The organism is Citrobacter sp. RHBSTW-00881, assembly GCF_013728515.1.
GTDB classification, from domain to species: Bacteria; Pseudomonadota; Gammaproteobacteria; order Enterobacterales; family Enterobacteriaceae; genus Citrobacter; species Citrobacter braakii.
Map to the genome: position 1 here is coordinate 5169846 of NZ_CP056269.1, position 13898 is coordinate 5183743.

General features: G+C 51.6%; 8 protein-coding genes, 3 tRNA genes and 3 rRNA genes. 4 read left to right on the forward strand and 10 right to left on the reverse strand.

The features are described 5' to 3' along the window. The first annotated feature begins 113 nt into the window (after positions 1–113). Positions 114–1634 (forward strand): YifB family Mg chelatase-like AAA ATPase, encoded by a 1521-nt coding sequence (locus HV311_RS24795; protein WP_142418359.1) that lies wholly within the window; start codon positions 114–116, stop codon positions 1632–1634. Positions 1635–1659: 25 nt separating this feature from the next. On the opposite strand, the gene maoP is transcribed toward HV311_RS24795, so the two are convergent. Beyond that, positions 1660–1998, reverse strand: a complete 339-nt coding sequence (maoP, locus tag HV311_RS24800; RefSeq protein WP_003018025.1) for a macrodomain Ori organization protein MaoP — start codon at positions 1996–1998, stop codon at positions 1660–1662. 106 nt (positions 1999–2104) lie between these two features. Between maoP and hdfR the strand changes: the two genes are divergently transcribed. Further along, positions 2105–2950 (forward strand): HTH-type transcriptional regulator HdfR, encoded by an 846-nt coding sequence (hdfR, locus tag HV311_RS24805; protein ID WP_191220575.1) that lies wholly within the window; start codon positions 2105–2107, stop codon positions 2948–2950. 100 nt (positions 2951–3050) lie between these two features. Here the strand turns inward: hdfR and HV311_RS24810 are convergent. The 6 genes from HV311_RS24810 to HV311_RS24835 all read right to left on the reverse strand — a co-directional run bounded on the left by HV311_RS24810 (position 3051) and on the right by HV311_RS24835 (position 8350). After that, a tRNA-Trp gene (locus tag HV311_RS24810) sits at positions 3051–3126 on the reverse strand. A gap of 52 nt (positions 3127–3178) precedes the next feature. After that, positions 3179–3255: transfer RNA gene (locus tag HV311_RS24815), tRNA-Asp, on the reverse strand. Between the two features lie 55 nt (positions 3256–3310). Further along, a 5S ribosomal RNA gene (gene rrf, locus HV311_RS24820) occupies positions 3311–3426 on the reverse strand. Between the two features lie 95 nt (positions 3427–3521). Further along, positions 3522–6428, reverse strand: a 23S ribosomal RNA gene (locus tag HV311_RS24825). A 219-nt stretch (positions 6429–6647) separates the two neighbouring features. Beyond that, a tRNA-Glu gene (locus HV311_RS24830) sits at positions 6648–6723 on the reverse strand. A gap of 85 nt (positions 6724–6808) precedes the next feature. Then, a 16S ribosomal RNA gene (locus HV311_RS24835) occupies positions 6809–8350 on the reverse strand. The 16S, 23S and 5S rRNA genes sit together here with 3 tRNA genes alongside, the layout of an rRNA operon. A gap of 477 nt (positions 8351–8827) precedes the next feature. Between HV311_RS24835 and HV311_RS24840 the strand changes: the two genes are divergently transcribed. Next, on the forward strand, positions 8828–9532 hold the full coding sequence (locus tag HV311_RS24840) for a FadR/GntR family transcriptional regulator (RefSeq protein ID WP_016157828.1): 705 nt from the start codon (positions 8828–8830) through the stop codon (positions 9530–9532). Position 9533: 1 nt separating this feature from the next. After that, positions 9534–10961, forward strand: coding sequence for a multidrug transporter subunit MdtD (mdtD, locus tag HV311_RS24845; protein ID WP_191220576.1), 1428 nt, complete (start codon positions 9534–9536; stop codon positions 10959–10961). Here mdtD and rbsR read toward each other — a convergent pair. The 3 genes from rbsR to rbsB form a co-directional block, all read right to left on the reverse strand. Continuing rightward, complete coding sequence (gene rbsR / locus HV311_RS24850; protein ID WP_016155093.1) at positions 10927–11919, reverse strand: ribose operon transcriptional repressor RbsR; 993 nt, start codon at positions 11917–11919, stop codon at positions 10927–10929. The genes mdtD and rbsR overlap by 35 nt on opposite strands. A gap of 3 nt (positions 11920–11922) precedes the next feature. Further along, entirely contained in the window at positions 11923–12852 is a 930-nt protein-coding gene (gene rbsK / locus HV311_RS24855; protein WP_016157826.1) for a ribokinase, read from the reverse strand. 141 nt (positions 12853–12993) lie between these two features. Then, positions 12994–13884, reverse strand: a complete 891-nt coding sequence (rbsB, locus tag HV311_RS24860; protein ID WP_003023760.1) for a ribose ABC transporter substrate-binding protein RbsB — start codon at positions 13882–13884, stop codon at positions 12994–12996. Positions 13885–13898 lie beyond the last annotated feature (14 nt).

Below are 13898 nucleotides of genomic sequence, written 5' to 3' on the forward strand. Positions count from 1 at the left end.
AATGCAAGCAGTTATACGTTACGCAAAAATACGGGAACCAGCATCTAAAAACCGTAATTATATGAAATCTTGCCGCGATGTATTACGACATAATACTTTTATCAGGAGGAATTATGTCACTATCGATTGTTCACACACGCGCCGCGCTAGGCGTGAATGCGCCAGCCATTACCATCGAGGTACATATCAGCAACGGCCTGCCTGGTTTAACCATGGTGGGGCTGCCCGAAACGACGGTGAAAGAGGCTCGCGATCGGGTACGCAGTGCGATTATTAATAGCGGTTATGAATTCCCGACAAAGAAGATAACTATAAACCTCGCTCCGGCCGATCTCCCGAAAGAAGGGGGGCGATATGATTTACCTATCGCGGTTGCGCTTCTGGCCGCCTCTGAGCAGCTTACACCCCACAATCTCGACACCTACGAGCTGGTAGGTGAATTAGCGCTTACAGGCGCGCTACGCGGCGTTCCCGGCGCGATATCAAGCGCAACCGAGGCCATTCGTGCAGGCAGGCGAATTATTGTCGCAAAAGAGAATGCCGCTGAAGTTGGACTGATACACGGCGAAGGATGCCTGATCGCCGATCACCTGCAGACCGTATGCGCATTTCTCGAAGGTAAGCATGATTTAGACAGGCCATCATCCGCAGATTTTACGCCTAACGCATTAGCTGATGATCTGAGCGATGTTATCGGCCAGGAACAGGGTAAACGCGGGCTGGAGCTTACCGCAGCAGGCGGCCACAACCTCTTGCTCATCGGCCCGCCTGGTACGGGAAAGACTATGCTAGCCAGTCGACTCAGAGGGCTGCTCCCTCCACTTAGCAACGATGAAGCGCTGGAAAGTGCCGCGATACTCAGTCTGATCCATTCCGACACGATACAAAAACAGTGGAAGCAACGCCCTTTTCGCTCGCCACATCACAGTGCTTCATTAACCGCCATGGTCGGTGGAGGCTCTATTCCTGCGCCAGGAGAGATCTCTTTAGCGCACAACGGCATACTGTTTCTGGATGAACTACCCGAGTTTGAGCGGCGCACGCTGGATGCACTGCGCGAACCCATCGAGTCCGGGCAGATCCATCTATCTCGCACCAGAGCAAAAATAACCTATCCCGCACGCTTTCAACTCATAGCTGCGATGAATCCAAGCCCGACGGGCCATTATCAGGGGAACCATAACCGCTGTACCCCAGAACAGACGCTGCGCTACCTAAATCGATTGTCAGGTCCATTTCTTGACCGCTTCGACCTCTCCCTCGAAATTCCCTTACCGCCGCCCGGTATACTCAGCCAGAGCGCGATGAAAGGGGAAAATAGCGCAACGGTGAAGCAACGTGTTATGGCAGCGCGAGAGCGTCAGTATCAGCGGCAAAATAAGTTAAACGCACATCTGGACAGTCAGGATATCCATAAATACTGCCTACTGCGTAGCGACGATGCACAGTGGCTTGAAGAAACGCTCGCGCATCTCGGATTGTCTATCCGCGCCTGGCTACGCCTGATTAAGGTCGCTCGAACGATTGCGGATATCGAACAATGTGATCACATCTCTCGCCAGCATTTACAGGAGGCCGTTGGGTACCGAGCGATAGACAGGTTACTCATTCATCTGCAGAAATTACTGACATAAAAAAAGGGCTTTCGCCCTTTTTTTATTAATCATCAGATTCGGTGTAGTCTTCTGCGCCTTCCACCTGAGGTTTCCCACCCGATAAGGTGTGGAAACGTTTTGGACGCTTAATACGCGTCATGTATTTAGACCACACACGTTCAGCTTCGGTAACCGGCTCACGTTCACCACGGCATACCGCAACAAACAGTTTTTCTTCTTCAGTTACCGGCTCACGCTTGCCCAGATCCAGCTCGTTGAAAGCATAACCGTGACGCTCAAGCAGTTGTGCTTCTTTAATGGTGAAATCACCATGACGGGAGAATCCGCGGGGATAATATTTATTATCGAAATATCGATTAGTCGTCGTAAAGCTTTCCGCCATCCTGCACGCTCCTAATTCTTTGGCCGAGCTATTTATGGCGCGGAGTATTAGTTACGCTTGACAGAGCGTCAAACAAAAGATTTAAATCATAACGACAAATAATTTTATGGAGCGAGTTGTGGATACGGAATTGTTAAAAACTTTCCTGGAAGTTAGCCGGACACGCCACTTTGGCAGGGCTGCTGAAGCGCTCTACCTGACCCAATCAGCGGTTAGTTTCCGGATCAGACAACTGGAAAATCAATTGGGTGTAAACCTGTTCACCCGACACAGAAACAATATCCGTTTAACCGCTGCAGGTGAAAAATTATTGCCTTACGCCGAAACGTTGATGAATACGTGGCAGGCAGCACGTAAGGAAGTCGCGAATACCTCGCGGCATAACGAGTTTTCTATCGGTGCCAGCGCATCTCTCTGGGAGTGCATGCTTAATGACTGGTTGAGGCGTTTGTATCAATCTCAGGAGCCACAACCCAGCCTGCAGTTTGAAGCGAGGATCGCTCAACGCCAATCGTTAGTAAAACAGCTTCATGAACGACAGCTTGATCTACTGATTACTACCGAAACACCCAAAATGGACGAATTTAGCAGCCAACTGTTGGGATATTTCACGCTGGCGCTCTATTGCAGTTCTCCGTCGCAAACCAAAGATGAGCTGAATTATTTACGCCTGGAATGGGGACCCGATTTTCAACAACACGAAGCGGGACTAATAGCGGGAGATGAAGTGCCGGTACTCACCACCAGTTCGGCAGAATTGGCCAGGCAGCAACTTTCAGTGATTAAGGGCTTTAGCTGGCTTCCCGTCAACTGGGCCAAAACCAAAAGCGATCTCCATACGGTTACCGACAGTACAACGCTTTCACGTCCTTTATATGCAGTTTGGCTGCAAAACAGCGATAAAAATGGACTAATTTACGATCTGCTGAGAACGAATATTTTGGAAAATTAAAGAAAATATAGGCAAGGATGCCAGGAGTAAAACAGCAGGAAGGCATAATTCAAATTGCAGGTAAAAAAAAATCCTTAGCAAAAATGCTAAGGATTGTTTCTGGCAGGGGCGGAGAGACTCGAACTCGCGACACCCGGTTTTGGAGACCGGTGCTCTACCAACTGAGCTACGCCCCTAAATTTTCTTATCATTAAGCCTGCTTGGTAGCAGGCTTAATTTTCTAATAAGTGGCGGAACGGACGGGACTCGAACCCGCGACCCCCTGCGTGACAGGCAGGTATTCTAACCAACTGAACTACCGCTCCACCGAATTTCTTTGTCACTACCCGGATTATTCATCCCGGTTTACTGCAATTTGATGCCTGGCAGTTCCCTACTCTCGCATGGGGAGACCCCACACTACCATCGGCGCTACGGCGTTTCACTTCTGAGTTCGGCATGGGGTCAGGTGGGACCACCGCGCTACAGCCGCCAGGCAAATTCTGTTTATCAACACGCTTTTCGCATGTCGATGTAATCTGTAATCAAGCTGAATATCGTGTCTCTTTCGCCAAAACATCTTCGGCGTTGTAAGGTTAAGCCTCACGGTTCATTAGTATCGGTTAGCTCAACGTATCGCTACGCTTACACACCCGACCTATCAACGTCGTCGTCTTCAACGTTCCTTCAGGACCCTTAAAGGGTCAGGGAGAACTCATCTCGGGGCAAGTTTCGTGCTTAGATGCTTTCAGCACTTATCTCTTCCGCATTTAGCTACCGGGCAATGCCATTGGCATGACAACCCGAACACCAGTGATGCGTCCACTCCGGTCCTCTCGTACTAGGAGCAGCCCCCCTCAATTCTCCAGCGCCCACGGCAGATAGGGACCGAACTGTCTCACGACGTTCTAAACCCAGCTCGCGTACCACTTTAAATGGCGAACAGCCATACCCTTGGGACCTACTTCAGCCCCAGGATGTGATGAGCCGACATCGAGGTGCCAAACACCGCCGTCGATATGAACTCTTGGGCGGTATCAGCCTGTTATCCCCGGAGTACCTTTTATCCGTTGAGCGATGGCCCTTCCATTCAGAACCACCGGATCACTAAGACCTGCTTTCGCACCTGCTCGAGCCGTCACTCTCGCAGTCAAGCTAGCTTATGCCTTTGCACTAACCTCCTGATGTCCGACCAGGATTAGCTAACCTTCGTGCTCCTCCGTTACTCTTTAGGAGGAGACCGCCCCAGTCAAACTACCCACCAGACACTGTCCGCAACCCGGATTACGGGTCTACGTTAGAACACCAGCCATTAAAGGGTGGTATTTCAAGGTTGGCTCCATGCAGACTGGCGTCCACACTTCAAAGCCTCCCACCTATCCTACACATCAAGGACCAGTGTTCAGTGTCAAGCTATAGTAAAGGTTCACGGGGTCTTTCCGTCTTGCCGCGGGTACACTGCATCTTCACAGCGAGTTCAATTTCACTGAGTCTCGGGTGGAGACAGCCTGGCCATCATTACGCCATTCGTGCAGGTCGGAACTTACCCGACAAGGAATTTCGCTACCTTAGGACCGTTATAGTTACGGCCGCCGTTTACCGGGGCTTCGATCAAGAGCTTCTCCTTACGGATAACCCCATCAATTAACCTTCCGGCACCGGGCAGGCGTCACACCGTATACGTCCACTTTCGTGTTTGCACAGTGCTGTGTTTTTAATAAACAGTTGCAGCCAGCTGGTATCTTCGACTGATTTCAGCTCCATGAGTAAATCACTTCACCTACATATCAGCGTGCCTTCTCCCGAAGTTACGGCACCATTTTGCCTAGTTCCTTCACCCGAGTTCTCTCAAGCGCCTTGGTATTCTCTACCTGACCACCTGTGTCGGTTTGGGGTACGATTTCGTGTTACCTGATGCTTAGAGGCTTTTCCTGGAAGCAGGGCATTTGTTACTTCAGCACCGTAGTGCCTCGTCATCACACCTCAGCGTTAACAAGACTCCGGATTTACCTGGAATCTCCGCCTACATGCTTAAACCGGGACAACCGTCGCCCGGCTAACATAGCCTTCTCCGTCCCCCCCTCGCAGTAACACCAAGTACAGGAATATTAACCTGTTTCCCATCGACTACGCCTTTCGGCCTCGCCTTAGGGGTCGACTCACCCTGCCCCGATTAACGTTGGACAGGAACCCTTGGTCTTCCGGCGTGCGGGTTTTTCACCCGCATTATCGTTACTTATGTCAGCATTCGCACTTCTGATACCTCCAGCATGCCTCACAGCACACCTTCAACGGCTTACAGAACGCTCCCCTACCCAACAACACATAGTGTCGCTGCCGCAGCTTCGGTGCATGGTTTAGCCCCGTTACATCTTCCGCGCAGGCCGACTCGACCAGTGAGCTATTACGCTTTCTTTAAATGATGGCTGCTTCTAAGCCAACATCCTGGCTGTCTGTGCCTTCCCACATCGTTTCCCACTTAACCATGACTTTGGGACCTTAGCTGGCGGTCTGGGTTGTTTCCCTCTTCACGACGGACGTTAGCACCCGCCGTGTGTCTCCCGTGATAACATTCTTCGGTATTCGCAGTTTGCATCGGGTTGGTAAGTCGGGATGACCCCCTAGCCGAAACAGTGCTCTACCCCCGAAGATGAGTTCACGAGGCGCTACCTAAATAGCTTTCGGGGAGAACCAGCTATCTCCCGGTTTGATTGGCCTTTCACCCCCAGCCACAAGTCATCCGCTAATTTTTCAACATTAGTCGGTTCGGTCCTCCAGTTAGTGTTACCCAACCTTCAACCTGCCCATGGCTAGATCACCGGGTTTCGGGTCTATACCCTGCAACTTAACGCCCAGTTAAGACTCGGTTTCCCTTCGGCTCCCCTATTCGGTTAACCTTGCTACAGAATATAAGTCGCTGACCCATTATACAAAAGGTACGCAGTCACCCCATAAAGAGGCTCCCACTGCTTGTACGTACACGGTTTCAGGTTCTTTTTCACTCCCCTCGCCGGGGTTCTTTTCGCCTTTCCCTCACGGTACTGGTTCACTATCGGTCAGTCAGGAGTATTTAGCCTTGGAGGATGGTCCCCCCATATTCAGACAGGATACCACGTGTCCCGCCCTACTCTTCGAGTTCACAACACATGCACTTTTGTGTACGGGGCTATCACCCTGTATCGCCGGACTTTCCAGACCGTTCCACTACCACACATGCTGATTCAGACTCTGGGCTGCTCCCCGTTCGCTCGCCGCTACTGGGGGAATCTCGGTTGATTTCTTTTCCTCGGGGTACTTAGATGTTTCAGTTCCCCCGGTTCGCTTCATTACGCTATGTATTCACGCAATGATAGTGTGACGAATCACACTGGGTTTCCCCATTCGGAAATCGCCGGTTATAACGGTTCATATCACCTTACCGACGCTTATCGCAGATTAGCACGTCCTTCATCGCCTCTGACTGCCAGGGCATCCACCGTGTACGCTTAGTCGCTTAACCTCACAACCCGAAGATGTTTCGTAAAACACTTCAGTGTTGCGAAAATTTGAGAGACTCGAACACACCGCTTTTCATTTCTTATTACGGAGAAATGAAACAGTGTGTCGTTTCAATTTTCAGCTTGATCCAGATTTTTAAAGAGCAAATATCTCAAACGAGACTCGAAAGTCTGTTTTGAGATACTTCGGTCGGCGACTTTCACTCACACATACCAGCAAGTGGCGTCCCCTAGGGGATTCGAACCCCTGTTACCGCCGTGAAAGGGCGGTGTCCTGGGCCTCTAGACGAAGGGGACACTGAAGTCTCAATCGCAAGACGCCTTGCTATTTACTTTTCATCAGACAATCTGTGTGAGCACTACAAAGGTCGGTTCTTTAAGGTAAGGAGGTGATCCAACCGCAGGTTCCCCTACGGTTACCTTGTTACGACTTCACCCCAGTCATGAATCACAAAGTGGTAAGCGCCCTCCCGAAGGTTAAGCTACCTACTTCTTTTGCAACCCACTCCCATGGTGTGACGGGCGGTGTGTACAAGGCCCGGGAACGTATTCACCGTGGCATTCTGATCCACGATTACTAGCGATTCCGACTTCATGGAGTCGAGTTGCAGACTCCAATCCGGACTACGACATACTTTATGAGGTCCGCTTGCTCTCGCGAGGTCGCTTCTCTTTGTATATGCCATTGTAGCACGTGTGTAGCCCTACTCGTAAGGGCCATGATGACTTGACGTCATCCCCACCTTCCTCCAGTTTATCACTGGCAGTCTCCTTTGAGTTCCCGACCGAATCGCTGGCAACAAAGGATAAGGGTTGCGCTCGTTGCGGGACTTAACCCAACATTTCACAACACGAGCTGACGACAGCCATGCAGCACCTGTCTCAGAGTTCCCGAAGGCACCAAAGCATCTCTGCTAAGTTCTCTGGATGTCAAGAGTAGGTAAGGTTCTTCGCGTTGCATCGAATTAAACCACATGCTCCACCGCTTGTGCGGGCCCCCGTCAATTCATTTGAGTTTTAACCTTGCGGCCGTACTCCCCAGGCGGTCGACTTAACGCGTTAGCTCCGGAAGCCACGCCTCAAGGGCACAACCTCCAAGTCGACATCGTTTACGGCGTGGACTACCAGGGTATCTAATCCTGTTTGCTCCCCACGCTTTCGCACCTGAGCGTCAGTCTTTGTCCAGGGGGCCGCCTTCGCCACCGGTATTCCTCCAGATCTCTACGCATTTCACCGCTACACCTGGAATTCTACCCCCCTCTACAAGACTCTAGCCTGCCAGTTTCGGATGCAGTTCCCAGGTTGAGCCCGGGGATTTCACATCCGACTTGACAGACCGCCTGCGTGCGCTTTACGCCCAGTAATTCCGATTAACGCTTGCACCCTCCGTATTACCGCGGCTGCTGGCACGGAGTTAGCCGGTGCTTCTTCTGCGAGTAACGTCAATTGCTGCGGTTATTAACCACAACACCTTCCTCCTCGCTGAAAGTACTTTACAACCCGAAGGCCTTCTTCATACACGCGGCATGGCTGCATCAGGCTTGCGCCCATTGTGCAATATTCCCCACTGCTGCCTCCCGTAGGAGTCTGGACCGTGTCTCAGTTCCAGTGTGGCTGGTCATCCTCTCAGACCAGCTAGGGATCGTCGCCTAGGTGAGCCGTTACCCCACCTACTAGCTAATCCCATCTGGGCACATCCGATGGCAAGAGGCCCGAAGGTCCCCCTCTTTGGTCTTGCGACGTTATGCGGTATTAGCTACCGTTTCCAGTAGTTATCCCCCTCCATCGGGCAGTTTCCCAGACATTACTCACCCGTCCGCCACTCGTCACCCAAGGAGCAAGCTCCTCTGTGCTACCGTTCGACTTGCATGTGTTAGGCCTGCCGCCAGCGTTCAATCTGAGCCATGATCAAACTCTTCAATTTAAGTTTGATGCTCGTGAATTAAACTTCGTAATGAATTACGTGTTCACTCAGAGACTTGGTATTCATTTTTCGTCTTGCGACGTTAAGAATCCGTATCTTCGAGTGCCCACACAGATTGTCTGATAAATTGTTAAAGAGCAGTTGCGACGCGCTTTAGCGCTCTGTCGCGAGGTCCCGTATATTACGTTCTCCTCATTCAGAGTCAAGCATTTATTTTTGCTTTTCTCTGCGAGATTCTCAGTGGAACCCCGCTGACCCGGCGGTTTGTAATCCGTTGTTCCGTGTCAGTGGAGGCGCATTATAGGGAGTTATTTCAGGCTGACAAGGGGAAATTTAAAATAACTTTCCGAGTGCGTGTTTTTTCAGCAAAACCACCATTAACATGCCATAAAATAAGCAAATTGCCGTTTTTGCAGCCGCAATAACACTTCCAGGTGGCATACTAATGAATAAGAAATAAAGTAAGGAAAACCATTCATGCCGTTAAATGCCCAACAGCTAGCCGCACAGAAAAACCTGTCCTACGTTCTGGCCGAAAAGCTGGCTCAGCGAATATTAAAAGGTGAATACGCACCGGGCGCTATATTGCCTGGCGAAATAGAGCTGGGTGATCAGTTTGGCGTGAGTCGTACCGCGGTAAGAGAAGCGGTAAAGACGTTAACGGCAAAAGGTATGGTATTACCGCGCCCGCGTATTGGTACACGCGTCATGCCGCAGGCAAACTGGAACTTCCTCGACCAGGAGCTGCTCACCTGGTGGATGACAGAAGATAATTTCTCTCAGGTCATTAAACATTTTCTGGTGATGCGTATCAGCCTGGAGCCTCAGGCGTGTTTACTGGCGGCGACTATAGGTACGGCAGAACAGAAAGCGCATCTCAACACGCTGATGGAAGAAATGGTCGAGCTGAAAAGAAACTTCAGACGCGAGCGTTGGATTGAGGTTGATATCGCCTGGCATGAACACATCTATGAAATGAGTGCGAACCCGTTCCTTATCTCCTTTGCATCACTCTTCCATTCCGTTTACCAGACCTACTTTACCTCTATTACCTATAACGACGTGGTCAAACTGGATTTACACCAGGCCATTGTCGACGCAATAGATGAGAGCGATGGCGATCGCGCCTTCGCTGCCTGTCAGGCATTGCTGATAGCACCGAACGTGCTACCGGATAAATAATATGTCAGAAAAGAAATCACGCAGTATGGCCGGGCTACCGTGGATAGCAGCCATGGCCTTTTTTATGCAGGCACTAGACGCCACGATCCTCAATACCGCCTTACCCGCAATAGCACACAGCCTTAACCGCTCTCCGCTCGCCATGCAGTCGGCCATTATCAGCTACACCCTGACGGTCGCGATGCTGATCCCGGTGAGTGGATGGCTGGCAGACAGGTTCGGTACGCGGCGCGTCTTTATGATAGCTGTTAGCCTGTTTACGCTGGGTTCGCTGGCCTGTGCGCTGTCCAGCTCCCTAAGCGAACTGGTGATTTTCCGCGTCATTCAGGGCATCGGTGGCGCCATGATGATGCCCGTTGCCCGTCTGGCATTATTGCGTGCTTACCCCCGCAGCGAACTGCTTCCCGTGCTTAACTTCGTAACCATGCCTGGACTTGTGGGGCCGATTTTAGGTCCGGTATTGGGCGGTGTACTGGTCACGTGGGCCAGTTGGCACTGGATCTTCCTGATTAATATTCCAATTGGGGTTGCCGGTATCTTCTATGCCCGCAAATATATGCCGAACTTCACCACGCCGCGCCGCAGTTTTGATATGACCGGTTTCTTTCTGTTTGGTTTGAGCCTGGTGTTGTTTTCCAGCGGGGTAGAGCTGTTCGGTGAGAAGCTTGTCGAGACCTGGATAGCGCTCAGCATTATTCTTGCCAGCATTCTGTTACTGCTCGCCTACATTCGCCACGCGCGTCGTCACCCAACGCCGCTAATATCGCTTCCTATATTTAAGACCCGAACTTTTTCCGTCGGGATCGCCGGAAACCTTGCCACTCGTCTGGGTACAGGGTGCGTGCCCTTCTTAATGCCGCTAATGTTGCAGGTAGGCTTTGGATACCCGGCGCTGATAGCCGGTTGCATGATGGCGCCAACGGCGCTGGGATCAATACTGGCGAAATCAATGGTGACGCAGGTGCTGCGCCGGCTCGGCTACAGAACCACACTGGTGGGTGTTACGATATTTATCGGCCTGATGATTGCGCAGTTCGCATTGCAATCTCCCGCCATGCCGGTCTGGATGTTGATCCTGCCGTTGTTCATTTTAGGTATGGCGATGTCCACCCAGTTTACCTCCATGAATACCATCACTCTGGCAGACCTGACCGATGAAAACGCCAGCAGCGGCAACAGTGTGCTGGCCGTTACTCAGCAGTTATCAATCAGTTTAGGGGTCGCCATCAGCGCTGCCGTTCTGCGTATCTATGAAGGTATGGAAGGAACCAATACGGTCGAGCAGTTCCACTACACCTTTATGACGATGGGCGCTATCACGGTAGTGTCTGCGCTGATGTTCATGCTGCTAAAAGCAAAAGATGGACGTAATCTGATTAAAGAGCGACATAATCCTAAACCGACCCCCGCTCCATCAAAACAGGAGTAAGTTGCAGGCGCTGTTGCTGTAATGCGGGCTGCGCCATCCGGTGGATTAATACATCGATGGCCAGTTCGCCCAGTTCATCTTTTGGTTGATGGATGGTCGTCAGCGGCGGCGTCATATAGCGCGCTAGCTCGATATCATCATAACCCACCACCGCCATATCCTGCGGAATGCGCAATCCCGATTGGTACAGAGCCTGATACGCGCCAACCGCCATGGCATCATTGCCGGTAAAAACGGCCTGCGGTCGCTGTTTATGCGACAGCAACGTTTGCATAGCTTCAAAGCCGCCGCCGAACTCAAAGTCACCGGTAATCTCGTAACCTTCCGGGACAGGCAACCCCGCCCGCTTCATTGCCGCCCGATACCCTTCCAGACGTAAACGCGCTGGAGTTTTATCCAGCGGCCCGGTGATGCAGGCAATGCGCGTAAAACCTTTTTCGATAAGATGTTGAGTGGCTAAATCCCCGCCCAACAGGGAGTTATCCTGGATCAGATCGCTTTCACCATCAAAAGGCGACCAGTCCATCATGACGGTCGGTATAGAAGGATAGCGTTGCATGATCTCCCTGGAAGGTTGATGTGTTTCCGTGCAGAGCAGCAGCAAGCCGTCCACCCGTTTTTGCATTAACGTTTCCAGATTACGGTTCATGCGCTGTTCATCACCTTCAGTGTTGCACAGCACCAGGCTGTAGCCGCGTTCAAAACAACTACGTTCAACGCCGCGCACCAGCTCGGAATAAAAGGGGTTGGTACTGGCAGTGATTAACATGCCAATAGTGTGGGTCTGGTTTAACTTGAGACTACGCGCCAGCGCTGAGGGCGCGTAGTTAAGCTCTTTAATCGCCGCTTCAACTTTGTCAGTGACAGACTCACTGACAAAGCGATCTTTATTAATGACGTGAGAAACCGTCGACGTGGAAACCCCCGCCAGGCGGGCGACGTCCTTCATTGTAGCCAAGCGTTACCTCTGTTGACTTAAAAACGCTTCTATTTCTTCGCGCCATGGAACGGAAGGCTGTGCACCCTTACGGGTGACCGCAATCGCCGCAGCGGCATGTGCAAATCGGATAGCTTCAGGCAGCGGAGTCTCTTCCAGTAACGCTGTAATTAACGCGCCGTTAAAGGTATCCCCAGCGGCGATGGTATCAACGGCATCCACTTTAAACCCAGGCACACGCTGACCTTCACCATTTACGCTGGCCCACACCCCGCGACTGCCTAGGGTAATCAGTACAGTATGGATCCCCTTCGCGTGCAATGCCTGCGCAGCTTTGGCCGCGTCTTCATCGTTTTCAACCCGGATCCCCGTGAGCTTTTCAGCCTCGGTTTCATTAGGGGTAATAATATCCACCAGCGCCAGCAGTTCGTCAGAAAGTTCACGTGCCGGGGCCGGGTTAAGGGCTACCGTGGTCTTATTTTGATGTGCAATCTTTGCCGCAGCCAGTACGCTTTCGATCGGCGACTCTAACTGCATCAGTAAGGCGGACGCCTGGGCAATACGCTCATGCTGAGCTTCCACCAGCGCAGGCGAAAGTGCCGCGTTCGCACCAGCATGAATGCCGATGACGTTCTCACCTTCACCATTCACAAAAATCAACGCCACACCGGTCGATTCCCCCGAAATTACGCTAATCGGCGCAATATCGATATTATCTTTGGCTAACTGTTTACGAACACTTTCGCCAATATCATCATCACCCGTACAGGCAATAAATGCGATATTCGCGCCACTACGCCCCGCAGCAACAGCCTGATTCGCGCCTTTACCACCAAATGCGACCTGATAATGGTTACCGGTTACGGTTTCACCAGGTGTCGGGAAAGAGTTAAGGTTGAGGATGTGATCGGCATTGATACTGCCAAGAACAACGAGGTTGCCTGCGGTTTTCATATTTGGTGTTCCAAGTCAAAGTGCGCCACCGGATTAGGGTGGCGCGTGCCCTGCTTTTCTTTTTACGCCTTCATCCCCAAAACCCGATACGGGGATGGCGTCTTTATGTCTCCATCAGGCCGCGAGCGACCTGAATCGGTATTACTGCTTGATGACCAGCTTCAGGTCAACCGGATATTTAGCCTGAACCTTCTCGCCTTTCAGGACCTTATCCGCAGTCTCAACGCCTTTCGCGCCGATCTGATCCGGCAACTGAGCAATGGTCGCAGCCAGTTTGCCATCATTTACTGCTTTTTCGCCATCTGGAGTACCGTCAAATCCAACCACCATCACATCAGATTTACCCGCAGTTTGCAGTGCGCGCAGCGCACCCAACGCCATTTCATCGTTCTGGGCAAATACGGCCTGCACGTCAGGATGCGCAGTCAACAGGTTCTGCATGACGTTCAGACCTTTGGTGCGGTCGAAGTCGGCCGGCTGGCTGGCCAGTACATTAAATTTGTGTGCCGCAACAGCCTGCTGGAAACCTTCGCCACGCTCACGCGCAGCTGAAGTACCGGCAATACCCTGCAGTTCGATAACTTTCGCGCCTTCACCCGCTTTCTTCGCGATGTAATCGCCCGCAATCTTACCGCCCAGCACGTTATCAGATGCAATATGGCTTACCACTTCGCCTTTGGATGCAACGCGGTCAAGGGTGATAACCGGAATTTTCGCCTGGTTAGCCATCTTCACAGCGTTACCAACAGCATCGGAGTCCGTCGGGTTAATCAGCAGAATTTTAGTTCCACGAACCGTTAAATCCTGAACGTTAGCCAGCTCTTTCGCCGGGTTGTTCTGTGAGTCCAGAATCACCAGGTTGTAGCCCAGCTTATCAGCCTCTTTTTGCGCCCCGTCCTTCAAAGAAACAAAGAACGGGTTGTTGAGGGTGGAGACCACCAGCGCAATGGTATCTTTCGCCATCGCATTCGCGCTCACGGTGGCGCTCAGCGCAACAGCAGAAACCAGGGTAGCCAGTTTTTTCATGTTCATATTTAAGATGTCCT

Excerpts from the sequence above, each read along its gene's own strand:
- HV311_RS24795 (WP_142418359.1), top strand. The coding sequence starts at position 114 with ATGTCACTATCGATTGTTCACACACGCGCCGCGCTAGGCGTGAATGCG.
- maoP (WP_003018025.1), bottom strand. The coding sequence starts at position 1,998 with ATGGCGGAAAGCTTTACGACGACTAATCGATATTTCGATAATAAATAT.
- hdfR (WP_191220575.1), top strand. The coding sequence starts at position 2,105 with ATGGAGCGAGTTGTGGATACGGAATTGTTAAAAACTTTCCTGGAAGTT.
- HV311_RS24840 (WP_016157828.1), top strand. The coding sequence starts at position 8,828 with ATGCCGTTAAATGCCCAACAGCTAGCCGCACAGAAAAACCTGTCCTAC.
- mdtD (WP_191220576.1), top strand. The coding sequence starts at position 9,534 with ATGTCAGAAAAGAAATCACGCAGTATGGCCGGGCTACCGTGGATAGCA.
- rbsK (WP_016157826.1), bottom strand. The coding sequence starts at position 12,852 with ATGAAAACCGCAGGCAACCTCGTTGTTCTTGGCAGTATCAATGCCGAT.
- rbsB (WP_003023760.1), bottom strand. The coding sequence starts at position 13,884 with ATGAACATGAAAAAACTGGCTACCCTGGTTTCTGCTGTTGCGCTGAGC.